We start from the raw sequence: 24,504 nt of genomic DNA, 5'->3' as shown, positions 1-24,504 counted from the left end.
GTCGCTGGTGCAATTGAGCGAGTTGCCGAGGGGGGCGAACCCGGCGAATTTGATTTAAGTCAAAGACAGGGGGGAGGCGAATCCCGGAGACTGCCAGCTCGGCCTTACCATTTTGCACAGGCATGCACCATGAAACCTTCCGCACCGTCGTCGCCAGGCCCGCATACCGTCGTGCGCGCCCTGTCGCACGCACGCAACGCCCTGCTGGTCCAGGTCCACGCCGCGGCAGGCGCACCCGACCTGCGCTTCCCGGAAGCGTTTGCGCACCTGGTCGCCGCCATCGAAGCCGCGTTCCGGCATGAGGAGACGCTCATGGAAGTCGCCGGCTTTCCCGGCGTGCGCGAGCAGCGCCGCGACAATGCGCTGCTATTGAACGCGCTGCACCATGCGGCGCCCCGGGTCGAAGCCGGCGAACTCGGGATCGGGCGCGAAGTGCTCGCAGCCCTGCCGGGCCTGCTGTCGCTGCACCGCTTCTGCGGCCTGCGCCTGCTGGCGCTGCGCCGCAGCCGCGTCCCGGGCCCGCTTGCGCGGCATGCACCCGCGCCGGGCCGGCGGCCGCAATACGCCTAGCGCAACCCATCCGCACTTCACCAACCAGGAGAACCAGGCAATGAGCTACCGAACCATCATCGTGCACGCCGACGCCTCGCGCCATGCGCCGCAACGCATCCAGGTCGCGGCCAGGCTGGCGGCCGAGCACGAGGCCCACCTGGTGGGCGTGGCCGCCGTCGGCGTCTCGCGCGAGGTATTCCCCCATGGCTACCACGCCGCGCCCGGCAAGCTCGAGGCCAGCTATTTCGAACCCCTGCAAGCCACGGCGACCCGGGCGCTCGAGCAGTTTGCGGAGCTGGCCGGCGAGGCCGGCGTCGCGTTCGAGAAACGGCTGGTGTGCGACCTGGCCAGCGAAGCGCTGGCGCGGCTCGGCCGCTTCGCCGACCTGCTGGTGGTTAGCCAGGACGATCCCGACGAAGCCCTGACCGACACCATCGGGCGCATCCCCGAGTACGTGGCCTTCACCTGCGCCCGCCCGGTGCTGGTCGTTCCGCGCGCGCCGGTCGCCCACGGGCCGGGGCGGCATGTACTGGTCGCCTGGAACGGCAGCAAGGAAGCCTCGGCGGCGCTGCTGGCCGCGCTGCCCCTGATGCGGGGCGCTGTGCGGGTCACCGTGGTCGCGTTCCGTCCGCCCGGCGACACCGACCTGGGCGACCCGCAGCACCACGCCGACCTGACCGCCTTCCTGGCCCGCCACGACGTCCAGGCCGAGATCATGGCGGTCGACCGCCAGATCGACGGCGGCGATGCGCTGCTCGGCATCGCGGCGCAGGGGGCCTACGACCTGCTGGTCATGGGTTGCTACGGCCATTCGCAGTTCCGCGAACTCTTCCTTGGGGGCGTCACCCGCAAGGTGCTGCAGGATGCGACGATCTCGGTCCTGATGGCCCACTGAGCGGTGTAACGGTCCCCCGGGGTTTCCTCGTTGACAGTTAGCGGCAGGAGGATCCGATGGACATGATGAAAGCGGCAGTCTTCAGGGGGCCGGGCCGGATCGCGCTTGAGCGCAAGCCGGTGCCCCGGGCCGGGCCCGGCGAGGCGGTCGTCAAGGTCACGCTGACCACGATCTGCGGCACCGACGTCCACATCCTGAAGGGCGAGTATCCGGTCGCGCCCGGCCTGACCATCGGGCACGAGCCGGTCGGCACGATCGCCGAACTCGGGTCCGGGGTCGAAGGCTACGCCCTGGGGCAGCGGGTGGTGGTCGGCGCCATCACCCCTTGCGGCCAGTGCCATCCCTGCCTCGAAGGCCACCAGTCGCAGTGCGGGGGCCACGCGATCGGCGGCTGGCGCTTCGGCAACACCATCGACGGCTGCCAGGCCGAATACGTCCGGGTGCCGTTCGCCATGGCCAACCTGGCGCCGGTGCCCGACGGCCTGAGCGACGAGCAGGTGCTGATGTGCCCGGACATCATGAGCACCGGCTTCGGCGGGGCCGAGAGCGGCGCGATCCGCATCGGCGACACCGTGGCCGTGTTCGCGCAGGGGCCGATCGGGCTGTGCGCCACCGCCGGGGCGCGCCTGCGCGGCGCCAGCCGCATCATCGCGGTCGACACGGTGCCGGCGCGGCTCGAGATGGCGCGCCGGCTCGGCGCCGACCACGTCATCGATTTCAGGCAAACCGATCCGGTCGAGGCGATCCTCGACCTTACCGACGGCCAGGGCGCCGACGTCACGATCGAGGCGCTCGGCAACCAGCAGACCTTCGAGAGCTGCCTGCGTGCCCTGCGTCCCGGCGGCACGCTGTCGAGCCTGGGTGTGTATTCGGGCAAGCTGAGCCTGCCGGTCGACGCCTTTGCGGCCGGGCTGGGCGACCACAAGCTGGTCACCACCTTGTGCCCGGGCGGCAAGCACCGCATGCGGCGCCTGATGGACATCGTCGGATCGGGGCGGGTCGATTTGCGGCCGCTGGTAACGCACCGTTTCCCGCTCGACCGCATCGAGGAAGCCTACGAGCTGTTCGCCAACCAGCGCGACGGCGTCCTGAAGGTGGCGATCGTGCCCTGAACCCAGGCATTCCGGCTTCCCATGGCTAGCGCTTCGAAGCATCACGAATTGGGTGTCGCCCCCGGGCCGGCCCCGGCGGCGACCCGCCGGGCGCGCCGGCGCCGGCTGTCATGAGCGCGCCGCGCGGGTGGCGCCTCGGCGCGGCACTCCTGCTGCTGGCCGCCCTGTTGGGCCTGGGCGCTGCTGCCGGACCGTGGTGGCGCGGGCGCGCGCACGAGGCGCAACCCGGCCCGGGCTTCGTGAGCGGCAACGGCCGCATCGAAGCGACCGAGATCGACATCGCCACCAAGTTGCCCGGGCGGGTGGCCGAGGTGCTGGTGGACGAGGGCGACATGGTCAAGGCAGGCCAGGTGCTGGCGCGCATGGACCCGCACACCCTGCTGGCGCAGCGCGCGGAAGCGGCTGCGCGCGAGCGGCAGGCGCGCGACGCGGTGGCTCAGGCCGAGGCCGGACTGGCGATGCGCCGCGGCGACGAGGCGGCGGCCGCGGCGACCGTGGTCCAGCGCGCGAGCGAACTCGATGCCGCCGAGCGACGCCTGCGCCGTACCACGACCTTGGCGGCGGCCGGGGCGGCGCCGTCCCAGGAGCTCGACGACGACCAGGCCCGGGTGCGCGGCGCCGAAGCCGCGCTGACGGCGGCACGCGCCCAGCGCGCCGCCGCCGCGGCCGCGGCCGACGCGGCGCGCGCCCAGGTGGTCGAGGCGCGCTCGGGCATCGAGGTGGCGCTGGCGGCGACCGCGCGCGTCGACGCCGACCTGCGCGAACTGGACTTGAGCGCGCCGCGCGCCGGGCGGATCCAGTACCGCGTGGCGCAGCCGGGCGAAGTGCTGCCGGGCGGCGGGACCGTGCTGAACCTGATCGACCTGAGCGACGTCTTCATGACCTTCTTCGTTCCGGAAACCGCCGCCGGCCGGGTCGCGCTCGGGGCCGAGGTGCGCCTGCGGCTGGATGCCGCGCCCGGCTTCATCGTGCCGGCCACGGTCACCTATGTCGCCAGCAGCGCCCAGTTCACCCCGAAGTCGGTGGAAACGGCCAGCGAGCGCCAGAAACTGATGTTCCGCGTCAAGGCCCAGGTCGACCGGCAGGTGCTGCAGCGCTATGCCGAGTATGTCAAGGCCGGGGTCCCGGGCGTGGCCTGGGTGCGCCTGGACCCGCGCGCGGCCTGGCCGCCCGAGCTGGCGCTGCGGGGCGGACGATGAATCCGGAGCCGGCCGGGCAGGCGGCAGTGGCACGGGTCGCGGGCCTGCGCCTGCGCTACCGTCGCGTGAGCGCGCTGGACGACGTCAGCCTGGTGCTGCCGGCCGGCGCCATGACCGGACTGATCGGGCCGGACGGCGTCGGCAAGTCGAGCCTGCTCGCGGTGCTGGCGGGGGCGCGCCGCTTCCGCCATGGCCGGGTCGAGGTGCTGGGCGGCGATATCCGGCGCGCCGCCTTCCGCACCCGCATCAGCCCGCGCATCGCTTACATGCCGCAGGGGCTGGGACGCAACCTCTATCCGTCGCTGACGGTGGAGGAAAACCTGCAATTCTTCGGCCGCATGTTCGGGCTCGACGCGGCGGCGGCGCGCGCGCGGATCGACCTGCTGGCGCGCAGCACCGGCCTGCAGCCCTTCCTGGCGCGCCCGGCCGGCCTGCTCTCGGGCGGCATGAAGCAGAAGCTGGGCTTATGCTGCGCCCTTATTCATGAGCCCGACTTATTAATCCTGGACGAGCCCACCACCGGGGTCGACCCGCTGGCCCGGGTGCAGTTCTGGGAACTGATCGCGGCGATCCGGCGCGCGCGGCCGTCCCTGAGCGTGCTGGTGGCCACCGCCTACATGGACGAAGCCGGGCAGATGGACTGGCTGGTGGCGCTCGACGCCGGCCGCGTGCTGGCGGCCGGCAGCCCGCAGGCGCTGCTGGCGCGCACCGGCTGCGCCGACCTGGAACGGGCCTTCGTGGCGCTGCTGCCGCCCGAACGCCGCACCGGGCGGCCGCGCGCCCCGGCTAGCGGGCCGGCTGCGCCAGAGTCGGCCACCAGCGCGGCAGCGGCCGAGCCGGCGGTCGAAGCGCGCGCGCTGTGGCGCCGCTTCGGCGAATTCGTCGCGGTGCGCGACGTCAGTTTCCGGATCGCGCGCGGCGAGATCTTCGGCTTCATCGGCTCCAACGGCTGCGGCAAGAGCACCACCATGAAGATGCTCACCGGCTTGCTGGCGCCCAGCAGCGGCGAGGCCTGGGTGCTGGGTCAGCCGGTGCGCCGCCACGACCTGGCCGGGCGGCGCCGGGTCGGCTACATGTCGCAAGGCTTCTCGCTGTACCGCGAGCTGAGCGTGCGCCAGAACCTGCTGCTGCACGCGCGCCTGTTCGACCTGCCCGAGGACGCCGGACGGCGCCGCTGCGCCGACCTGGCCGGCCGCTTCGGGCTGGAGCCGGTGCTCGACGCCATGCCGGATGCGCTGCCGCTGGGCATGCGCCAGCGCCTGTCGCTGGCGGTGGCGCTGGTGCACGCGCCCGAACTGCTGATCCTGGACGAGCCGACTTCCGGCGTGGATCCGGTGGCGCGCGACGGCTTCTGGTCCGAGATGCTGGCTCTGTCGCGCCAGGACGGCGTGACGATCTTCATCTCGACCCATTTCATGAACGAGGCCGAGCGCTGCGACCGGGTGGCGCTGATGCACGCGGGCCGGGTCCTGGCCTGCGGCGCACCCGCGGCCCTGCGCGCGGCGCGCGGCGCCGCCAATCTGGAGCAGGCCTTCGTGGCCTGGCTGCGCGAAGCCGACCCGCAGGCGTCGGTCGCGGCGCCGGTGCTGCCGCCGCCGCAAGGCCAGGCCGCCGCGCGCGGCGGCTGGCTGCGCCGCGCGGCCGCCTGCAGCCGGCGCGAAGCCCTGGAGCTGTGGCGCGATCCGGTGCGGGCCCTGCTGGCGACGCTCGGCTCGCTGATCCTGATGATCGTGATCGGCTACGGCCTGAACATGGACGTCGAAGACCTGCCGTACGCCGTACTCGACCGCGACGGCACGGCGCTCAGCCGCGACTATGCCCTGAACCTGTCCGGCTCGCGCTACTTCTCGGAACATGCGCCGCTGGCCGACTACGCCGACCTGGACCGCCGCATGCGCTCGGGCGAACTGGCGCTGGCCATCGAGATTCCGCCCGGCTTCGCGCGTGCGCTCCAGCGCGGCCGGCCGGTGCAGGTCGGGGCCTGGATCGACGGCGCCAATCCGCCGCGCGCCGAGACCGCCGAAGCCTATGTGCAGGGCATGCATGCGCACTGGCTCCGTAGCCGGGCAAGCGTGGCCGGGCAGGCCGTCGCCGGCGTCGAGACGCGCTTTCGCTACAACCCGGACGTGCGCAGCCTGCCCGCCATGGTGCCCGCGATCATCGCCTTGCTGCTGCTGAACCTGCCGGCCATGCAGGCGGCGCTGGCGGTGGTGCGCGAAAAGGAAATGGGATCGATCGTCAACCTGTACGTCACCCCGTTGCGGCGCAGCGAGTTCCTGCTCGGCAAGGCGGCCCCTTACGTGCTGCTCGCCATGCTGAACTTCGTGCTGATGACCGTGCTGGCGGTGACGCTGCTCGGCGTGCCGCTCAAGGGCAGCGTGGCGGCGCTGACGGCGGCCGCCTTCCTGTTCTGCATCTGCTCGACCGGGATCGGCCTGCTGGCCTCGGCCTTCACGCGCAGCCAGATCGCGGCGATCTTCCTGACCATGATCGGCACCATGCTGCCCGCCATCCAGTTCGGTGGGCTGATCAATCCGGTGGCGGCGCTGGAGGGGGCCGGCCGGGTAATCGGCGAAACCTACCCGGCTTCGCACATGCTGACCATCAGCCGCGGGGTGTTCTCCAAGGCGCTCGGCTTTGCCGACCTGCAGGCCGAATTCCTGGCCCTGCTGGCGGCGATTCCGGTGATCCTGGGCCTGGCCATCCTGGCCCTGCCGCGACAGGAGCGCTAGCATGACGCTGTCCTGGCACAAGGTGTGGCGCCTGGGCATCAAGGAATGGTGGAGCCTGGCGCGCGACCCGGTCATGCTGGGCCTGATCGTGTACAGCTTCACGGCGGGCGTGTACATCGCCGCCACCGCTCAGCCCGACACCCTGAGCCGGGCCGCGCTCGCCATCGTCGACGAGGACCAGTCGCCCCTGTCGCTGCGCATCCGCCAGGCCTTCCTGCCGCCGCAGTTCATGCCGCCCGAGCAGATCGCACTGGCGCAGCTGGACGCGCGCCTGGACCGCGGCAGCGCGACCTTCGTGCTGGTGATCCCGGCCGGCTTCCAGCGCCGGGTGCTGGCGGGACGCCCGGCCGCGCTGCAGCTGAACGTGGACGCCACCCGCATGAGCCAGGCGTTTTCGGGCAGCGGCTACGTCGAGCAGATCGCCCTGGGCGAGGTGGCGGCCTTCGTGCACGGCGCGCCAGCGCGGGCGCCGCCGGTCGCGCTGACGGTGCGCGCGCGTTTCAATCCGGCGCTCACGCCGTCCTGGTTCGGCGGCTTGATGGAGCTGATCGGCAACGTCACCATGCTGTCGGTGATCCTCAGCGGCGCCGCCCTGATCCGCGAGCGCGAGCACGGCACCGTCGAACACCTGCTGGCAATGCCGGTGCGCGGGGTGGAAATCCTGCTGGCCAAGCTGTGGTCGATGGCGGCGGTGGTGATGCTGGCGACCCTGGTGGCGCTGCTGGTGGTGCTGCGCGGGTTGCTGCAGGTCGGCCTGCAGGGCGCGCTGCCGCTGTTCCTGCTCGGGGTCGCGCTGCACCTGTTCGCCACCACCTCGCTCGGCATCCTGATGGCGGCCACCGCGCGCGGCATGCCGCAATTCGGCCTGCTGGTGATCCTGGTCCTGCTGCCGCTGCAGATGCTGTCCGGCGCCACCACGCCGCGCGAGAGCATCCCCGCCGTGCTGCGCGAGCTGATGCTGCTGGCGCCGACCACCCATTTCGTCGAGCTGAGCCAGGCGATCCTGTTCCGCGGCGCCGGAATCGAGGTGGTCTGGCGCCCCATGCTGGCCCTGCTGGCGATCGGCGCCGTGTTGTTCGCGCTGGGCCTGGCCCGCTTCGGCACGGCGCTGCGGCCGCACTGAAGGGCAGGGCAGGGCGGCGGGAGCCACGCCTTTCCGTGCGAATCAAACCAGGCATGGTCGACCACGGGACCCATCATGGAACATGCGCTTTCCCCCACCTGGTACGTGTTCGCCCTGCGCGGCGCCGCCGGCATCGTGTTCGGCGTGCTGGCGCTGGCCTGGCCCGGCCTGACCCTGGTCGCGCTGGTGGCGCTGTTCGCCGCCTATGCACTGGTGGGCGGCGCGGCCGCCCTGGCGGGCGCGCTGCGCCATCGCGGCGGCGACGAGCGCTGGCCCGGCCTGCTGCTGGGGGCGGTCAGCATCGTGGCCGGCGTGGCCGGCGTGGTCTCTGTGCTGCGTCCCGGCCTGACCGCCCGGGTGCTGGTGCTGCTGATGGGCGCCAATGCGCTGGTCGCCGGTGTGCTCGACCTGCTGGGTCGCCCTGCGCCTGCGCCACACACCGCGCGTCGCATGGCTGCTCGGCCTGGCCGGCGCCTGGGCATGTGCCAGCGGCGCCTTGCTGCTGGCGCTGGCGCTGCGCCTGCGCGCCGCGCGCGGCGCCCGGACCCAGGCGCCAAGGCCGGAACGCCGGGTCCATCCGGACCGACGCGCGGCGCCCGCACCCTGAGGGCGCGCGTCCGGCTCAGGCGCCGTCGACCCGGCGCAGCAGCCAGGTACTGGCGCCCCGCGTCAGCAGCACGTAGCCGGCCAGGATCGCCGCCAGGCCCCACCAGTAGGGGGCCGGCGGCGGAACCAGGCCGAGCAGCGGCGCGAGCGGCGACCAGGGCAGCCAAAGCCCGGTGCCGCAGGCCGCCAGGCTGGCCAGCGCCAGCGCCGCCGACGGCCGCGCGCCGCGCCCGGGCGCGGCGCCGCTGCGGATCACGTACACGATCAGGGTCTGCGACAGCAGCGACTCGATGAACCAGCCGGTCTGGAACAAGGCCGGCGCATGGGCCGCGCCCAGGCCGAACCACAGCAGGCCGAAAGTCGCATAGTCGAACAGGGAACTGATCGGGCCGAAGCACAGGACGTAGCGGCGCAGGGCCCGAATGTCCCAGTGGCGCGGCCGCGCCTGGAAATCCGGGTCGACCCGGTCAGTCACCAGCGCCGTCTGGGCGCAATCGTAGAGCAGGTTGTTGAGCAGCACCTGCACCGGCGCCATCGGCAGGAAGGGCAGCAGGACGCTGGCGCCCAGCACGCTGAGCATGTTACCGAAGTTCGAACTGGCGCTCATGCGGATGTACTTGACGATATTCCCGAACACCCGGCGGCCGGACAGCACGCCGGCGTCGACCGCGAGCAGGCTTTTCTGCAGCAGGATCAGGTCGGCGGACTCGCGGGCCACGTCGGCGCCGGTGTCCACCGAAATGCCGACGTCGGCCGCCTTCAGGGCCGGGCCGTCGTTGACGCCGTCGCCCAGGAAGCCGACCACCCGGCCCTGGGCCTGCAGGCAGCGGATCACGCGCGTCTTCTGCGCCGGCGCCAGCTTGGCGAACACCGTGGTGCGCAGCGCCAGTTGTCCCAGGGCGGCGTCGTCCAGCGCATCGATCCGGCCGCCTTCCAGCACCGTGCCGGGGTCGACACCCACCATCCGGCACACGTGGGCGCACACGGCCGCATTGTCGCCGCTGAGCACCTTGACGGCGACGCCGCGCGCCGCCAGGGCGGCGAGCGCGGCCGCCGCCGAATCCTTGGGCGGGTCGAAGAAGGCGATGTAGCCGACCAGGATCAGACCGCGCTCCAGCGCCGGATCGGCCAGGTCGCGCTCGTCGTCGCGCAGCGCGCGCCAGGCGATCGCGATCACCCGCAGTCCCTCCCGGTTCAGGCCTTGCGCCACCGTGCCCAGGGCATCGGCGTGGCCGGCGCCGAAGGGTGCGGGCCCGCCGGCGCCCTCGGCCGCGTCGCAGACGCTGGTGATTTCCTCGACCGCACCCTTGCACACCAGGATCCGGCTACCGTCCGGCGCCTGCAGCACCACCGACATGCGGCGGCGCACGAAGTCGAAGGGAATCTCGCCCAGCTTGCGCCAGCCGGCATCCGGCTGCAGGTGCGCATGGGTGCGTGCATGGCCGAGCACCGCCTTGTCCAGCAGGTTGTGCAACCCGGTCTGGTGGTAGCTGTTCAGGTAGGCGTAGTCGAGCACGCGCCCGGACTCGCGTCCGGCGATGTCGACGTGGCGCTCCAGCACCACCCGGTCCTGGGTCAGGGTGCCGGTCTTGTCGGTGCACAGCACGTCGATCGCCCCCAGGGTCTGGACCGCGGCCAGGCGCTTGACGATCACCTCGCGCCGGGACAATTCCAGCGCGCCGCGCGCCAGGTTGGCGGTGACGATCACCGGCAGCAGCTCGGGCGCCAGGCCGACCGCCACCGCGGTGGCGAACAGCAGGGCCTGGTGCAGGTCGCCCTTGTCGGCCCAGTTCAGCAGCAGCACCAGCGGGGCCATGACCAGCATGATCCGCAGCAGAAGGGCGATCACGGCGGCGATGCCGCGGTCGAAGTCGCTGCGCTCGCGCGCCTCGACCAGGGCCGCGGCCAGCCGGCCGAATCCGGTCGCCGTCCCGGTGGCGAACACCAGGGCGCGGCCGCTGCCGCTGGTGACGTGGGTGCCCATGAAGCCGATGTTGTCGAGTTCGGGTGCTTGGGCCGCCGCGCCGGGTTCCAGCACCTGCGCGCCGGCCTGCTTGCGCACCGGCAGCGATTCTCCCGTGAGGGAGGACTGGTCGACGAACAGGTCGATCGCCTCGATGAAGCGCACCTCGGCCGGGACCGGGTCGCCGGCGGCCAGCAGCACGATGTCGCCGGGCACCAGTTCCTCGAGCGGGTGCTCGACCTCGGCGCCGTCCGGGTCCGCCGCCGGACGCCGCACCCGGACCATGGTGCGCACCAGCGCCCGCAGGCGCTGGGCGGCGCGGTCGGCGCGGTATTCCTGCACGAAGCCCAGTACCGTCGACAGGATCACGATGGCGGCGATCATGGCGGCCCCGAAGCCCTGGCCGGTGGCCAGGTCGATCCCGGCCAGCACCAGCAACAGCAGCGGAAGCGGCCGGGCGAAGGCTGCCAGCAAGGCCGGCACGGGCGAACGGACGGCCGCGCGCGCGACCGTGTTCGCTCCGTGGCGCGCCAGCCGCAGCCGGGCCTCGGCGGCCGGCAGGCCGTCCGGTCCGGAATCGAGCAGGCGCAGGGCAGCGCCGGCGTCGAGCGCGGCGAGCGCCGCGGCGTCCGGCGCGGCCGGGTGCGGCGGCACCCGCGCCCGCTTCATCGCGCGGGTTCCCCGCTGCCGGTGCAGCGCATGGCGGCCCCGTCAGTGCGCGATCAGGAGCGGCACCGGCGCACGCGCCAGCAGCTCGCGGGTGGCGCCGCCCAGCATCCATTCGTGGAAGCGGCTGTGCCCGTAGGCCCCGCACACCATCAGCCCGGCGCCACAGTCGCGCGCCAGCCCGACCAGGGTCTTGCCCACGGTGGCAGTGGTGCGCTCGACCACCACCTCGACGGCGACGCCGTGGCGCGCCAGGTACTGCGCCATGTCGGCCCCGGGTTCGTCGCCGTGCAGGCCGGCCTGCGGCTCGGGATTGACGACCGCCAGCTTGACGGCGGCGGCGCGGCGCAGCAGGGGCAGGGCGGCGTCCAGGGCGCGCAGCGCCGGCGTCCTGCCGTCCCAGCCGGCCACCACGGTGCCGGGAATCGGCGCCCCGCCGTAGGCCGCGGGCACCACCAGCACCGGCCGCGGGCTGTTCAGCGCCAGCAGTTCGGGCAGGCGCGGCACCTGCACCGGCGCACCGGGGCCATCCTCGCGATCCTGGCTCAGGACCACCAGGTCGGCATAGCGGGCGTGCTGCAGCAGGCCGTAGCCGGGGGCGTCCTCGATCAGGCGGATCTCGCAGGAATCGATGCCCAGGCGGCGCGCCTGGTCCGCGAAGGCGTCGAGGCGCAACAGCGCCGCATCGCGCAGCAAACCGAGGTCGACGGCCGGTACCGGCGCCCCGGCCGCACCGGCCAGCAGGGAGAAGTCCATCCAGGAGATGCCGGTGGCGGCGCTGCCCACCAGGTGGGCCCCGTGCTCGCCGGCCAGCAGGGCGGCGGCCCGCAGCCGGCTGTCCTGCAGGGGGCTGCCGTCGACGTAGGTCAAGATGGTCTTGTACACGATGGCTTCCTTTGCGGAAATGTCGCCAGTCGGCCGACCGGAATTGGACAGGCGGCAGCTTGTTGAGTGTGTGGATCATCGGCTAACTGCCAGCTTACTCCTAAACCTAAATCAGCGAAAATCCTACACGCCACCCCTGAATCCCGTGCCCGAGTCGATCGGCAGCCTGGGCGGCTACACGACCCAGATCCGCGCCCTGAACAACCTGGGCCAGGCGGTGGGCGTCTCCACCACCGCCGCGGGCGAGGCCCATGCCTTCCTGTATTCCCGCGGACGCATGCAGGACCTGACGGCCCGCTACGGCATCCAGGATGCCGGCGCCATCAACGACCGCGGCGAGATTTCGCCCCGCAGCACCGGCTTGCGCGCCGCCGTGCTGCGGGGCGGCGTGTTCGACGAATTCGGTCCCCCGAACAGCGGGGCCGGCGACATCAACGCGCGCGGCGACATGCTGGTCGATTACTTCCCCGAAGGGCTCGGGTATCGCAGCGCGCTGTACAGCAAGGGCACGCTGACCGACCTGCCGCGCGCGGGCGGCATGCAGGTTTTGGGCCAGGCCATCAACGACGCCGGCTGGGTCACCGGCTACCTCACCAGCGCCGACGGCCGCAACCACGCCTTCCTCTGGGACGGACAGACCTATACCAACCTGACGCCGTGGGCCCGCAGCAGCTTCGGCTACGACATCAACAATCTCGGCCAGGTAGTCGGCGTCAGCGACGGCCGCGCTTTCCTGTACGCCGACGGCGAATTGATCGACCTGAACACGCGCATCGACCGCGACGCCGACCGGCTGCTGATCTCGGCCGACGAGATCAACGAGCGCGGCCAGATCCTGGCGCCTTCCTGCGACCGCGCGGGGGTGTTCTGCTACGGTTCCAGTCTCCTGACGCCGGTGCCGGCGGTGCCCGAGCTGCCGCTGGTCGCACTGTTGCCTGCGGGACTGGCGCTGCTCGGCGGCCGGCGCCTCGGCCGCGCCGTGCTGCTGCGCCGCCGCAGCACGTTTTGCACGCGAGTAAATTCGTCCTGCAGCACCCGGCGCGCTACAGGGAAAATCGGCCGCCAATCCTGCGCTGGAGTTCGCTTAATCTGGGTTTAATGTTCCATGCATAGGCTTGCACTGTTGAAATAACAGATGCAAGCCCTACGATGATGAACCTCCCGGAACCGCTTGCGAACGACATCCCGCTCGCAGGCATGGCGCGCCAGCCCCGGCCCCGGCTCGAACGCTTCGAGCCTGGCGATCCCGGACGCGCGCAGCTCGAGGCCTTCATTGCGGCCGCCTTCCTGAAAAACTACGGCGCCCGGATCGCGCACTTCAGCGACACCCTGGTGGGTTGCCGCGACGCCGACGGCAGCTGGACGGCGGCGCTGGGCTACTCGCTGGCCGGCGTCCATCCGCTGTTCCTCGAACACTACCTGGACGGTCCGATCGAAACCGAGATCGGCGCGCGTATCGGGCGCCCGGTCGCGCGCGACGAAATCGTCGAGGTCGGCAACCTGGCCGCCACCCACCCCGGCGCCGCGCGCGCCCTGATCGTCGGCACGACCAGCCTGCTGCACGAGCTGGGCCTGCGCATCGTCGCCTTCACCGCCACCACCAGCCTGCTCAATTCCTTCGGCCGGCTCCAGCTGCGCCCGCAGGTCCTCGCAGGCGCCGACCCGGCGCGCCTGCCCGACGGCGGAGCCCAGTGGGGCAGCTATTACGACACCCACCCACAAGTCATGTTTGGTGATATTCAATATGGTTATACAGAACTTGCTCGACTCGCTAGCCGATTCCACCGTCCTGCTGAGTGACGGCCGCACCGGGCTCGACCGCGCCGCGGTCGCGCAGGGGATCGCCCGGATCCGCGCCGCACTGGCCGCGCGCGCCCGTCCGGAGGCCCCGGTCGGCATCCTGGCCGACAACTCGCCCGAATGGCTGATGGTCGACCTGGCCACCCAGGAACTCGGCCTGACGCTGGTGCCGCTGCCCCTGTTCTTCACGCCGCAGCAGTGGATGCACGTGATCGCCGAGAGCGGCATCGGCGCGCTGTTCTGCGCCGATCCGGCGCAGGGCGCCGCGCTCGGCTTCGACATCGTGCGCGACGCCGGCGGCCCGCTGGCGCTGTGCGAGACCAGCCGCGCGCCGCAGGCCGCCGAGCTGGACGGGGTGCAGAAGCTCACCTTCACCTCGGGCACCACGGCCGCGCCCAAGGGCGTGTGCCTGTCGGCCGCCCAGCAGTGGGAGGTGGCGGCGGCCCTGCGCGAGGGCGTGGCGCCGCTGGGGCTGGAACGCCACCTGTGCCTGCTTCCGTTCGCGGTCTTGCTCGAGAACCTGGCCGGCCCCTACACGGCGCTGCTCAGCGGCGCCACCACGATCTGCCCGCCGCTGCTCGAAACCGGCATGCGCGGCGCCAGCGGCTTCGACCCGGTCGCCTGCCTGGACGCGATCGCGCGCCATGCGCCGCACAGCATCACGCTGGTGCCGCAGATGCTGCAGGCGCTGGTGGCCGCCAGCCGGCCGGACGATCCGCGCATCGCCAGCCTGCGCTTCGTCGCGGTCGGCGGCGGCAAGATGCCGCCCCAGCTGCTGGAGGCCGCCCGTGCGCGCGGCTTCCCGGTGTTCGAGGGCTACGGCCTGTCGGAGTGCGCGTCGGTGGTGGCCCTGAACCTGCCCGGCGCCGCGCGCGACGGCAGCGTCGGCCGCCCGCTGAAGCACCGGCGCGTCGCCATCGCCGCCGACGGCGAGATCCTGGTCGAAGGCTGCGCCGCACGCTACCTCGGGCAGCCGGTGCAGGACGACCCCTGGCTGGCGACCGGCGACCTGGGGCACGTCGATGCGGACGGTTTCCTGTTCGTCGACGGCCGCAAGAAAGACATCCTGATCACCGGCTACGGCCGCAACGTCTCGCCCGAATGGCCGGAGGCGGTGCTGCTCGGCACCGGCCTGTTCGCGCAGGCCATGGTGCTCGGCGAGGCCCAGGCTTACCTGGGCGCGCTGCTGGTGCCGGCGGCCCCCGGCCTGGACCCGGCGCAGCTGCAGGCGGCGGTCGAGCGCGCCAATGCCCAGTTGCCGGACTACGCCCAGGTGCGGCGCTGGCGCCCGGTGCCCCCGTTCACGCCGGCCGCCGGCCTGCTCACCCCCAACGGCCGCCTGCGCCGCGCCGCGATCCGCGCCGCGCATGCGGAGACCATCGCATCCCTGTTCGACCAACCGGAGTCCCTCTCGTGAATTTCTTCGACCAACTGCAATCGGCCACCGAGCCCCAGCGCCAGGAAATGTTTTCGATCCCGATCATCCAGGACGCCCTCCAGGGCCAGGTGGTGACCAGCCAGTACATCGCCTTCCTGTCGCAGGCCTACCACCACGTGAAGCACACGGTGCCGCTCCTGATGGCCTGCGGCAGCCGCCTCGGCGAACGCCATGAATGGCTGCGCGAGGCGATCGCCGAGTACATCGAGGAGGAGGTCGGCCACCAGGAGTGGATCCTGTCGGACATCCGCGCCTGCGGCGGCGACGCCGAAGCGGTGCGGCGCGCCCGTCCCCATGCCAGCACCGAACTGATGGTGGCCTACGCCTACCACCAGGTCGACCGCGGCAACCCGGTCGGCTTCTTCGGCATGGTGCACGTGCTCGAAGGCACCAGCACGGCGCTGGCCACCCATGCGGCCGGCACCATCGCTTCGGCGCTGGCGCTGCCGCCGGAAGCGTTCAGCTACCTCAGCTCGCACGGCAGCCTGGACCTCGAGCACGTGGCCTTCTTCGAGAAGCTGATGAACCGGCTGGACGACGCGGCCGACCGCGAGGCGGTGATCCACATGGCGCGCATGATGTACGGCCTGTACGGCAACGTGTTCCGCAGCCTGCCGCGCGGCGAAACCCTGTTCGGCAAGGAGGCCTGAGATGGCGCAGCGACAAGCAGGTGGGCGTTATCGCGCCGTCCTGACCGGCGCCAGCGGCGGCATCGGCGCGGCCATCGCCGCGCGCCTGGCCCCGCAATGCGCGCTGCTGATCCTGGTCGGACGCCAGCGCCCGGCCCTCGAAGCCCTGGCCCAGCAGCTGCGCGGCTGCGACGTCCAGATCGTCTGCGGCGACCTGTGCGACCCGCACACCCTGGGCGCGGTGGCCGCCACCGCCCGCGCCGGCGGCGGCATCAACCTGTTGATCAACAATGCCGGCGTGAGCAGCTTCCACGCCTTCGAGACCCAGGCTCCCGCCGACATCCGGGCCCAGGTGGAGACCAACCTGCTGGCCCCGATGCTGCTGACCCGCGAGCTGCTGCCCCTGCTGGGCGCGGCGCCGGCGGCCCAGGTGATCAACGTCGGTTCCGTGTTCGGCGCGCTCGGATTCCCCGGCTTTGCCGCCTACGGCGCGGCCAAGGCCGGCCTGGCCGGATTCTCGCAGTCGCTGCGGCGCGAATATGCCGATTCGAACGTCACGGTACGCCATTTCTCGCCGCGCGCCACCCGGACGCCGATCAACAGCGCCGCCGTGAACGAGATGAACCGCGAGCTGCGCACGGCCGAGGACACCCCGGAAGTCGTGGCCGAGGCCTTCATGGCCTTCCTGGCCGGCGATGCCGCAACCCGGACCCTGGGCACGGCGGAGCGCTTCTTCGTGCTGGTGAACAAGCTGCTGCCCGGCATTCCCGACAAGGCGATCCGCAAGCAGCTGGTGCAAATTCGAAAATACTTGCCTCGATAACATAAGCGAAGTACAAAGGAGAAACTGATGAAAAACCTGTACCGATGGATTGCTTCCGTGGCCGCGGCCATGCTGCTGGCGGGGACGGCCTGGGCCGGCCCGGCCGAGGATGTCGCGCGCATGCAGCAGGGCTGGGAACAGATCAAGTACCAGACCCCGCCCGACCGCCAGGAGGCGGAATTCGAGCGCCTGTTGGGGGAAAGCGAACAATTGCTTGTGCGAAATCCCGGCAGTGCGGACGTCCTGATCTGGCATGCCATCGTCGAATCCACCTATGCCGGGGCCAAGGGCGGGATCGGCGCGTTAAAATATGTCAAGAACGCCAAGAAATCGCTCGAGCAGGCGCTGGCGATCAATCCGAATGCGCTGTCCGGCTCCGCTTACACCAGCCTGGGCTCGCTGTACTACCAGGTGCCGGGATGGCCGATCGGCTTCGGCGACAAGGCCAAGGCCGAGGAATTCCTCAGGAAAGGCCTGGCGGTGAACCCGGACGGCATCGATCCGAATTATTTTTACGGCGACTACCTGTACCGCAAGGGCGATCTCGAGAACGCCGAGCGCTACCTGCGCAAGGCCTTGCAGGCGCCGGCCCGTCCGGGACGCAAGCTGGCCGACGAGGGACGGCGCGGCGAGATCAAGCAATTGCTGGCCAAGATCGCGGAAGGAAAGAAGTGACGAGTCCACAACGAGGAATGCCGTCTTGAGGCTGCTGCTGGTCGAAGACGACCCGCTGCTCGCCAGCGGACTGGTGGTCGCGCTGCGGCGCGCCCACTACACGGTCGAGCATGTCCGCGACGGCGCCTCCGCGCTCGCGGCGCTGCGCGACAACGCCTTCGATATCGCGGTGCTCGACCTCGGGCTGCCGGATCTCGACGGCACCCGGGTGCTGGAGCGCGTGCGCGCCGGCGGGGATGGCTTGCCGATCCTGATCCTGTCGGCGCGCGACGCCATGCGCGACCGCGTCCAGGGTCTGGACCTCGGGGCCGACGACTACCTGGTCAAGCCCTTCGAACTCGACGAACTGCTGGCGCGCCTGCGGGTGCTGGCGCGGCGCCATGGCGGGCGTCCGGTCAACCGGATCGAGCGCGGCGCGCTGGTGCTGGAGGCCGACAGCCTGCGCGCATCCTGGCATGGCGAGCCGGTCGAACTGCAACGGCTCGAGTTCATGCTGCTCAAGCAGCTGGCCGAGCACCCCTCGCGCATCTTCAACCGCGCCCAGCTCGAGGAATCCCTGTACGGCTGGGGCGAGGGGGCGGAGAGCAACACCATCGACGTGCACGTGCATCACCTGCGCAAGAAACTGGCGCCCGAGGCCATCAAGACCATTCGCGGCGTCGGCTACCGCCTGGGCGACGTCGGCGCATGAAGGCGCGCACCTATTCGGGCCGGCGGCGCCTGGTAGTGGCCACGCTGCTGTGCATCGTGTTCATCTTCGGCGGCATCGGCGTGGTCGCCCAGCTGGTCGCGCGCCACGAATCCGAGGAATTGTTCAGCGCACGCCTGGCCACCTCGGCGCGGGTGCTGGAGGCGCTGGTGGCGCAGCAACTGTCGACGGCGACGCTGGCGCAGCCGCTGGTCATTCCGCTGCCGCCCGAACTCGAGTCCTCTGGCAGCGAGGAAGCGGACGCCTCCGGACACCGCTACGAAACCAAGATCGCCTTCCAGGTCTGGCGCGAGGACGGCGTGCTGCTGGCCAAGTCGGCCTCGGCGCCGGACGAGGCGCTGGCGCCGCTGACGCCGGGCTTCAGCGCGCACCGGGTCGGCGACACCCTGTGGGAAGTCTTCGCCTTGCGCTCGGGGCGCATCTTCGTCGTGACGGCCGAGAAGGAAGAAGTGCGCGGCGAGCTGGCCGAGTATATCGGCATGTCGATCACCGCGCCGCTGATCGTCGGCGGCTTGCTGTTGCTGGTGGCGGTGAACGTCGTCCTGTTGCGCAGCATGGGTCCGCTCAAGGAACTGGCGGCGCGAATCGGCGCGCGCACCCCCGATTCGCTCGAGCCGGTGCGCCTGTGCGACACCCCGGTCGAGCTGGCGCCGATCATCCAGGAACTGAACAGCCTGCTCGACCGCATCAAGGCCGCCTTCGAGCGCGAGCAGCGTTTCATCGACGCGGCTGCCCACGAGATCCGCACGCCGATCGCGGCGGTCCAGCTGCATATCGAAAACGCAATGCGTTCGCCCGTGGAGGCCGAGCGCGCGGAAGCGCTGGCGCTGGCGCTGACCTCGGCGCGCCGCACCAGCAAGCTGGCCGAACAGCTGCTCACGCTCAGCCGCATCAGCGCCCGCAGCGACGACTACAAGCCGCAGCAGGTATCGCTGCTGGAAGTCTGCCACGAGGTGATCGGCACGCTCGACCCCCTGCTCGAGCGCCGCGGCCAGACCATCAGCCTGGAGGCGGAACGCGACCTGCAGGTATGGGGCGAGCCGAGCCAGCTGCGGCGCATGCTGCAGAACCTGATCGACAATGCCTCGGTCCATGGCGCCCCCGACGGCGAGATCGAGGTGCGCCTGGCTGCGCGCGGCGACCGCGCCCTGCTGTCGGTAGCCAACGACGGCGCGCCGATTCCTGCCGACGAGCTGGGCAAGCTGTTCACGCCGTATTACCGCTCCCCGGGGGCGGCGCCGGGCGGCCACGGCCTGGGCCTGGCGATCGTGAAGGAGATCCTGGGCCAGCACGGCGCTTCGGTCAGCCTGCGCCGCAAGGGCGACGGCCAGGGCAACATCGCCGAGGTCTCGCTGCCGCTGGCCGGCAGCCAGGTTGCCAGCTAGGCGCCCATCCCGCAGGGTTCCGCGCAAGCGCATGATTTTTTCGGCGGCGCGCCCGCTGGCGGGCGGGGCCATGTCTATACTGCCGGCTCGACCTCGCCATCCTGCCCGACAAGCCCGCCATGCGTTTTCCAGGAACCCACCACTCGCCACGCACTCCGTCCGGCGCCATCGTCATGTTGGCCATGCTGGGCATGCAGTCGTGCGCCTGCGCCGCCGAGCCGATCATCCGCAACGGCGTGTTCTGGAAGGACAGCGCCGGCGCCCCGATCCACTCCCAGGGCGGCGGCATACTGAAGGTGGGCGACACCTGGTACTGGTATGGCGCCAGGTATGCCGAAGCGGTCAGCTATGCCGCGGCGCCGCGGCCGACCCCCGCCACCGGCAATCCGCACTTCAGCGCGGTGACGGTCTACTCGTCGGCCGACCTGGTCAACTGGAAGTTCGAAGGCGACGTGCTCGCGGCGGGGGCGTCCGGCAAGCTGTTCGACCGGCCGGGCTGGGTCGGCCGGCTGGGCGTGGTCTACCACCGGCAGACCGGCAAATACGTGCTGCTGACCCAGTACGCGAGCCCGGAACACGGCAGCGGCGTGCTGTTCGCCACCAGCGACACGCCCACCGGCCCCTTCGTCGTCCGGCGCCTGCAGACCCGTCTCGACAAGGTCGCCACCCCCGGTTCCGGCGACCAGACCGTGTTCGTCGACGACGACGGCCAGGCCTACCTGGTGTTCAGCAGCAGCGGCGACCGCCGCAAGCTGTACGTGGCGCCCCTGCGGCCGGCCGACTTCCTCGCCGTCGAAGCGGCGACCCAGGTGCATGCCGCGCCGGCCGGCGGCCGCGAAGGCAACGCCATGTTCAAGCACCGGGGCCTGTACTATTTTTGTTCCTCCGACCTGCACGGCTGGAACGCCTCGCGCAGCTTCTGCATGAGCGCCCGCAGCATCACGGGGCCATACTCGCCCGAAAAGCTGGTGGCCGGCACCGAGGCCGACTTCTCGCACGTCTCGCAAAATGGTTTCTTCATCCAGGTGGCGGGCAGCGAAGGCACCACGGTGCTGTATGCCGGCGACCGCTGGAGCAACTTCGCCGCCAACGGCATCGGCTACAACATCTGGGTGCCGCTCTCCTTCGAGGGCGACGCCCCGGTGTTCAATTCGCTCAGCGAATTCAGGCTCGACGCCGCAAAGGGCACCTGGTCGGCTGGCAAGGGCAACAACTACGTGCTCAATCCTGGTTTCGAAGCCGACCGCGTCGCCCAGACCAGCGTGGCCGGCTGGCGCACCAGCTGGACCAGCCTGAAGGGCGCCGCGCCCATCGTGAACACCCTCGACGGCCACGCCAGCCGCTGGGCGCTGGTGCTGCGGCATGCCGATCCGAGCATGGGCAGCGCGGTCCAGGATGTCAGGCTGCCGAACGGCCGCTACACGCTGCGGGCCTGGGTCAGGAGCAGCGGCGGGCAAGCGGTGGCGCGCCTGTTCGCCAGCGGCCACGGTGGCCCCGAAGTCGCGCAGCAGTTCAGCGGCCCGCTCGCCGAATGGCGCCAGGTAAGCCTGCCGGGCGTCGAGGTGCGCAATGGCAGCGTGCAGGTCGGCGTCTACACCGAAGGCAAGGACGGCCAGTGGCTGATGCTCGACGACCTCAGCCTGGTGCAGGAATGAAGCAGCAAACCAGGATCGCCATCGGGAGACCAGCATGACACATCGTTTTTTCCGCCGCCGCGCCATGACCCTGTCGATGCTGGCGGCGCCCCTGCTGGCGCGCCCGCTGGCGGCGCTGGCCGCGGCGCCGGACAGGGCCGTCATCACGGGATTCGGCGCCGTCGCCGACGGCGCCACGGTGAATACCGCCGCCATCCAGCAGGCCATCGAGCACCTGGCCGCGCGCGGCGGCGGCACCGTGGTGGTCCCGGCCGGCGTGTTCGTCAGCGGCGCGCTGTTCCTGAAGCCGAAGGTGCACCTGCACCTGGAGCAGGGCGCGGTCTTGCGCTGCTCGACCGACCTGGCGCATTTCCCGGCCCGGCGTACCCGCATCGAGGGCCACTTCGCGCCGCATTTCAACCCGGCACTGGTCAATGCGGACGGCTGCGACGGCCTGCGCATCAGCGGCAGCGGCACCCTGGACGGCGCCGGCCGCCCGATCTGGGACCGGTTCTGGCAGCTGCGCAATGCCGCGCCCGACCCGTACAATTTCAAGAACATCGGCATCCCGCGCGCCCGGCTGGCGCTGATCGAGCGCTCGCGCGACATCACGATCGAGGGCGTCACCTTCAAGGATTCGCAGTTCTGGAACCTGCACCTGTACCGCTGCAGCGGGGTCACGGTGCGCACGGCCCGCTTCCAGGTGCCCGACGACTACCACCAGGCCCCCAGCAGCGACGGGATCGACCTGGACAGCTGCCAGCACGTGCTGGTCGAGGACTGCTATTTTTCGGTGACCGACGACTGCATCGCGGCCAAGGGCTCGAAGGGACCGTTCGCGATGGAAGACAGGGACAGCCCGCCGGTGATCGACGTACGGGTGCGCAATTGCGAGTTCCGGCGCGGCCACCACATGCTGGCCCTCGGCAGCGAAGCCACCCTGGTGCGCGACGTGCTCGTCGAGGATTGCCGGGTGACCGGCAAGCTGGACAGCCTGGCCGTGTTCAAGCTGCGGCCGGATACGCCGCAGCACTACGAGAACATCCACTTCCGCAACATCAGCGTCGACGATTCCGGCGGCCAGATCGTGACCATCCAGCCCTGGACCCAGTACGTCGACCTGAAAGGCGCGCCGCCGCCGAAGTCGATCGTGCGCAACATCAGCCTGGTCGGCATCCGCGGACGCCTCAAGGCCTTCGGCACGATCAAGCCGAATCCCGGCCAGACCGCGATCAGCGACGTCCTGCTGAAGGACTTCGACGTGCAGCTCGAGCAGGAGCAGCTCGAGACCGCGGACGTCGCCAACCTGCGGCTGGAGAACGTGGTCGTCAACGGCAGGCGCTAGCCGATCCAGGCCAGGTAGGCCTGCTTCAGGTGCGCTGCGCGCGCCGACACCGGGATCAGCTCGTGCAGCAGGCCGGCGGCATCGTAGCGCATCAATGCCTTGAAAGCCTCCGGCATCGGCTCCTGCCGCGGCGGCGCCGCCGCCAGGCCGGTTTCGGCCAGCGCCGGCAGCCTGCTTCTCAAGGCCGGCTTGTCCAGCGTGCGGATCTCCTTTTTCTTGCACACCAGCGCCCGATAGGTCAGCGGCTCCAGCAGCCCGGCCAGCGGCACGCCGGCCGGCGCCGCGGCCAGTTCCCGCAGCACGACTTCGCAGGGCACCATGTGCTCGTGGGTGAGCTCGGCCGACGGCGCCAGGTGCCCGGCCAGCGATTTCCACTGGTTGCGCACGCGTGCCTGCTCGACGGTGGCGGCGGCCGCGCGGCTGATGAAGTCGACCGTGCGGTAGAAGTCGGTCGATTCGCTGGCCACCCGGATCAGGTGCTTGACCAGTTTGCGCGCCTCCCTCAGGCGGGTCTCGCGCTTGCCCACGGGTTTGGCAAGTTCCTGCCAATCGGCGCCGAGGTGGGCGCGGATGCCCTCGATGGAGGTCGCGCACAGGCCGATCTGGCCGGCCCGTTCGAAGTCGTCGCGGAACTTGAACAGCTTGATGTCGGGTTGGTTCATGAATGGATGTCGAGTGTGAACATGCACGGCATTTTCCAGCCTGGCGCACTGTTGCGCAAGGCGGCGTGGCCGGTTCAGAGGGACGCGGCGCAGCGTGACAGGAAGGCCGCGAACAGTTCGCAAAGCAGCGGGATGCGGCGCGTCAGGCGGTGGTCGCCCGGCACCAGGTGCAGGGTGCAGCCCTGCTGGCGCGCATAGCGGATCGCACGTTCGCAGGGAATGACTTCGTCATCCCAGCCGTGCACGATCTCGGCATGGGTGGCCAGGATCGCCGGGGCCTGGGTCGGGTAGTCCGGCATGGCCACGGCGGGAGCGAGCAGGAACACGCCGTCGGCGTCGAGCCAGGCCGAGGCTTCCGCCGCGACCCAGCCGCCCATGCTGGAACCCACCAGCAGCAAGGGCCGGTCGAGGTCGCGGCAGGCCTCCCGCAGCTGCGCCAGGCGCTGCCCCGGACCGGTGCACTGCGAATAATCCAGGCTGGCGACTTCCCAGCCGTGCTGGCGCGCCACCGCCGCCAGCGCCGCGATCTTGCTGCCACCCGGTCCGCTTTCCTTGCCGTGCACGAAGTGGATCAATCCCTTGCTCATCGCCGCTCCCGTTCAGCGGCCGGCGACCAGCGCGGCCAGCAGGTTGCCGTGGCCGACCGTGTGCAGGCGCGCATCGCGGGTGGTGTCGGTATGCGGGTCGTAGTAGCCGACGATGTGCAGGCGCGCATCCCTGCCGGTCTGGCGGCCGTCGGCGGCGGTGTCGATGTAGCCGATGGTGTGGTAGCGTGCATCGGTCAGTGTCTGTCTTTTCATGCGGGCTCCTTGCCGTTGAACGAGCGGCCAGTCTAGGAGGCCCGGCGACAGGCGCTGTCGCAGCGTGCCTGCGACGGCCCTTGTCGCGTCCGCGGCTAGGGTAGCGCCTGGCCGGCCAAAGCCGGTCACGCAATCATCGCGCTCACCCAATCATCGAAAGGAGGCGCCCATGGCGCACATCGTCTTGCTCGGGGATTCGATCTTCGATAACGCCCCGTATGTCCCGGTCGGGACTGAAGTCCGCGCCCGCCTGCAATCGCTGCCGGGCCGGCCGCACCGGGTATCGCTGCTGGCGCGCGACGGCAGCGTGCTGGCCGACATGGCCGCGCAGGCGGCCGGGTTGCGCGCGCTGCCGGCGCCGGCCGACTGGCTGGTGGCGAGCTGCGGCGGCAACGACGTGCTGGGCCTGGTCGGCGCGATGCACGGGCAGGTCGCTACGGTGCTCGAGGCCGCCGAGCTGCTGGCGGCGTGGCAGGCCGGTTTCCGCCAGGCCTACCGGGACATGCTGGACCTGCTGCTGGCGCACGGGACGCCGCTGGCCGTGGCGACGATCTACGACGCGGTGCCCGGTTTGTCGCCGGGTCTGCGCACCGCGCTGGCGCCTTTCAATGACGTGATCCTGCGCGAGGCGGTGCAGCGCCGCCTGCCGGTGCTCGACCTGCGGGTGGTGTGCCGCGACCCGGACGATTACGCTTCCTGCTCCCCGATCGAGCCCTCGGCCCAGGGCGGGGCCAGGATTGCCGCCGCCATCGGGGAGCTGGTGGATGCGCAGGCCACGGCCGCGCCGCGGACCGTGGTGTATGGCGGCGCGCGGCCCTGAACGATCCGGATCGATATTTCTCATTGGAAATATTTTTGGTAAGATGGGATT

23 protein-coding genes and 1 pseudogene are annotated in these 24,504 nt (G+C 71.0%); 19 read left to right on the top strand and 5 right to left on the bottom strand.

Going from position 1 to position 24,504, the window contains the following annotated elements; all coding sequences use genetic code 11:
• The first annotated feature begins 129 nt into the window (after positions 1-129).
• From AB3347_RS11130 to AB3347_RS11095, 8 genes and pseudogenes are all read left to right on the top strand, one after another.
• Positions 130-570 carry a hypothetical protein gene (locus AB3347_RS11130; RefSeq protein ID WP_369091857.1) on the top strand — a complete coding sequence of 147 codons (441 nt, stop codon included), beginning with the start codon at positions 130-132 and terminating at the stop codon, positions 568-570.
• Between the two features lie 40 nt (positions 571-610).
• A complete protein-coding gene (locus AB3347_RS11125; RefSeq protein ID WP_369091856.1) occupies positions 611-1,447 on the top strand; it encodes a universal stress protein in 837 nt (278 codons plus the stop codon).
• A 56-nt stretch (positions 1,448-1,503) separates the two neighbouring features.
• A complete protein-coding gene (locus AB3347_RS11120) occupies positions 1,504-2,559 on the top strand; it encodes an NAD(P)-dependent alcohol dehydrogenase (RefSeq protein WP_369091855.1) in 1,056 nt (351 codons plus the stop codon).
• A 110-nt stretch (positions 2,560-2,669) separates the two neighbouring features.
• Positions 2,670-3,758 (top strand): HlyD family secretion protein, encoded by a 1,089-nt coding sequence (locus AB3347_RS11115; RefSeq protein ID WP_369091854.1) that lies wholly within the window; start codon positions 2,670-2,672, stop codon positions 3,756-3,758.
• The gene (gene rbbA / locus AB3347_RS11110) at positions 3,755-6,490 is read left to right on the top strand and encodes a ribosome-associated ATPase/putative transporter RbbA (RefSeq protein ID WP_369091853.1); all 2,736 of its coding nucleotides are present in this window, start codon (positions 3,755-3,757) and stop codon (positions 6,488-6,490) included. The genes AB3347_RS11115 and rbbA overlap by 4 nt, the downstream gene beginning before the upstream one ends.
• Position 6,491: 1 nt before the next feature.
• The gene (locus tag AB3347_RS11105; RefSeq protein WP_369091852.1) at positions 6,492-7,613 is read left to right on the top strand and encodes an ABC transporter permease; all 1,122 of its coding nucleotides are present in this window, start codon (positions 6,492-6,494) and stop codon (positions 7,611-7,613) included.
• Between the two features lie 75 nt (positions 7,614-7,688).
• Positions 7,689-7,979 (top strand): annotated as a pseudogene (locus tag AB3347_RS11100) (DUF308 domain-containing protein); the annotation flags it as partial.
• A gap of 16 nt (positions 7,980-7,995) precedes the next feature.
• Positions 7,996-8,220: a hypothetical protein gene (locus tag AB3347_RS11095; RefSeq protein ID WP_369091930.1), complete on the top strand. Its 225-nt coding sequence runs from the start codon at positions 7,996-7,998 to the stop codon at positions 8,218-8,220.
• A 15-nt stretch (positions 8,221-8,235) separates the two neighbouring features.
• Here AB3347_RS11095 and mgtA read toward each other — a convergent pair whose 3' ends face one another.
• A complete protein-coding gene (gene mgtA / locus AB3347_RS11090) occupies positions 8,236-10,851 on the bottom strand; it encodes a magnesium-translocating P-type ATPase (protein WP_369091851.1) in 2,616 nt (871 codons plus the stop codon).
• Positions 10,852-10,893: 42 nt separating this feature from the next.
• A complete protein-coding gene (locus AB3347_RS11085) occupies positions 10,894-11,733 on the bottom strand; it encodes a universal stress protein (RefSeq protein WP_369091850.1) in 840 nt (279 codons plus the stop codon).
• A gap of 145 nt (positions 11,734-11,878) precedes the next feature.
• On the opposite strand from AB3347_RS11085, the gene AB3347_RS11080 reads away from it, so the two are divergent.
• From AB3347_RS11080 to AB3347_RS11035, 10 genes are all read left to right on the top strand, one after another.
• Positions 11,879-12,832 carry a hypothetical protein gene (locus AB3347_RS11080; protein ID WP_369091849.1) on the top strand — a complete coding sequence of 318 codons (954 nt, stop codon included), beginning with the start codon at positions 11,879-11,881 and terminating at the stop codon, positions 12,830-12,832.
• 50 nt (positions 12,833-12,882) lie between these two features.
• The gene (locus AB3347_RS11075) at positions 12,883-13,533 is read left to right on the top strand and encodes a thermostable hemolysin (protein ID WP_369091848.1); all 651 of its coding nucleotides are present in this window, start codon (positions 12,883-12,885) and stop codon (positions 13,531-13,533) included.
• Positions 13,493-14,950, top strand: coding sequence for an AMP-binding protein (locus tag AB3347_RS11070; protein ID WP_369091847.1), 1,458 nt, complete (start codon positions 13,493-13,495; stop codon positions 14,948-14,950). The genes AB3347_RS11075 and AB3347_RS11070 overlap by 41 nt, the downstream gene beginning before the upstream one ends.
• Positions 14,947-15,621: a TenA family transcriptional regulator gene (locus tag AB3347_RS11065; RefSeq protein ID WP_369091846.1), complete on the top strand. Its 675-nt coding sequence runs from the start codon at positions 14,947-14,949 to the stop codon at positions 15,619-15,621. Before AB3347_RS11070 ends, AB3347_RS11065 begins: the two co-directional genes overlap by 4 nt.
• Position 15,622: 1 nt before the next feature.
• Positions 15,623-16,423: an SDR family oxidoreductase gene (locus AB3347_RS11060; protein WP_369091845.1), complete on the top strand. Its 801-nt coding sequence runs from the start codon at positions 15,623-15,625 to the stop codon at positions 16,421-16,423.
• A 27-nt stretch (positions 16,424-16,450) separates the two neighbouring features.
• Positions 16,451-17,098 carry a hypothetical protein gene (locus AB3347_RS11055; RefSeq protein ID WP_369091844.1) on the top strand — a complete coding sequence of 216 codons (648 nt, stop codon included), beginning with the start codon at positions 16,451-16,453 and terminating at the stop codon, positions 17,096-17,098.
• A gap of 25 nt (positions 17,099-17,123) precedes the next feature.
• Entirely contained in the window at positions 17,124-17,789 is a 666-nt protein-coding gene (locus AB3347_RS11050; RefSeq protein WP_369091843.1) for a response regulator, read from the top strand.
• Entirely contained in the window at positions 17,786-19,192 is a 1,407-nt protein-coding gene (locus AB3347_RS11045) for an ATP-binding protein (RefSeq protein WP_369091842.1), read from the top strand. The genes AB3347_RS11050 and AB3347_RS11045 overlap by 4 nt, the downstream gene beginning before the upstream one ends.
• Positions 19,193-19,311: 119 nt before the next feature.
• The gene (locus tag AB3347_RS11040) at positions 19,312-20,847 is read left to right on the top strand and encodes a family 43 glycosylhydrolase (RefSeq protein ID WP_369091841.1); all 1,536 of its coding nucleotides are present in this window, start codon (positions 19,312-19,314) and stop codon (positions 20,845-20,847) included.
• A gap of 34 nt (positions 20,848-20,881) precedes the next feature.
• On the top strand, positions 20,882-22,171 hold the full coding sequence (locus tag AB3347_RS11035) for a glycoside hydrolase family 28 protein (RefSeq protein ID WP_369091840.1): 1,290 nt from the start codon (positions 20,882-20,884) through the stop codon (positions 22,169-22,171).
• On the opposite strand, the gene AB3347_RS11030 is transcribed toward AB3347_RS11035, so the two are convergent.
• From AB3347_RS11030 to AB3347_RS11020, 3 genes are all read right to left on the bottom strand, one after another.
• Positions 22,168-22,833, bottom strand: a complete 666-nt coding sequence (locus tag AB3347_RS11030; RefSeq protein WP_369091839.1) for a hypothetical protein — start codon at positions 22,831-22,833, stop codon at positions 22,168-22,170. The genes AB3347_RS11035 and AB3347_RS11030 overlap by 4 nt on opposite strands.
• Before the next feature lie 74 nt (positions 22,834-22,907).
• On the bottom strand, positions 22,908-23,420 hold the full coding sequence (locus tag AB3347_RS11025) for an alpha/beta fold hydrolase (protein WP_369091838.1): 513 nt from the start codon (positions 23,418-23,420) through the stop codon (positions 22,908-22,910).
• Positions 23,421-23,432: 12 nt separating this feature from the next.
• A complete protein-coding gene (locus AB3347_RS11020; protein WP_369091837.1) occupies positions 23,433-23,633 on the bottom strand; it encodes a hypothetical protein in 201 nt (66 codons plus the stop codon).
• Between the two features lie 169 nt (positions 23,634-23,802).
• On the opposite strand from AB3347_RS11020, the gene AB3347_RS11015 reads away from it, so the two are divergent.
• Entirely contained in the window at positions 23,803-24,453 is a 651-nt protein-coding gene (locus AB3347_RS11015) for an SGNH/GDSL hydrolase family protein (RefSeq protein WP_369091836.1), read from the top strand.
• The last annotated feature ends 51 nt before the right edge of the window (positions 24,454-24,504 follow it).

This window comes from Massilia sp. X63 (genome assembly GCF_041023745.1).
Lineage (GTDB): Bacteria > Pseudomonadota > Gammaproteobacteria > Burkholderiales > Burkholderiaceae_D > Telluria.
This window is presented reverse-complemented; position numbering and strand designations above follow the sequence as displayed.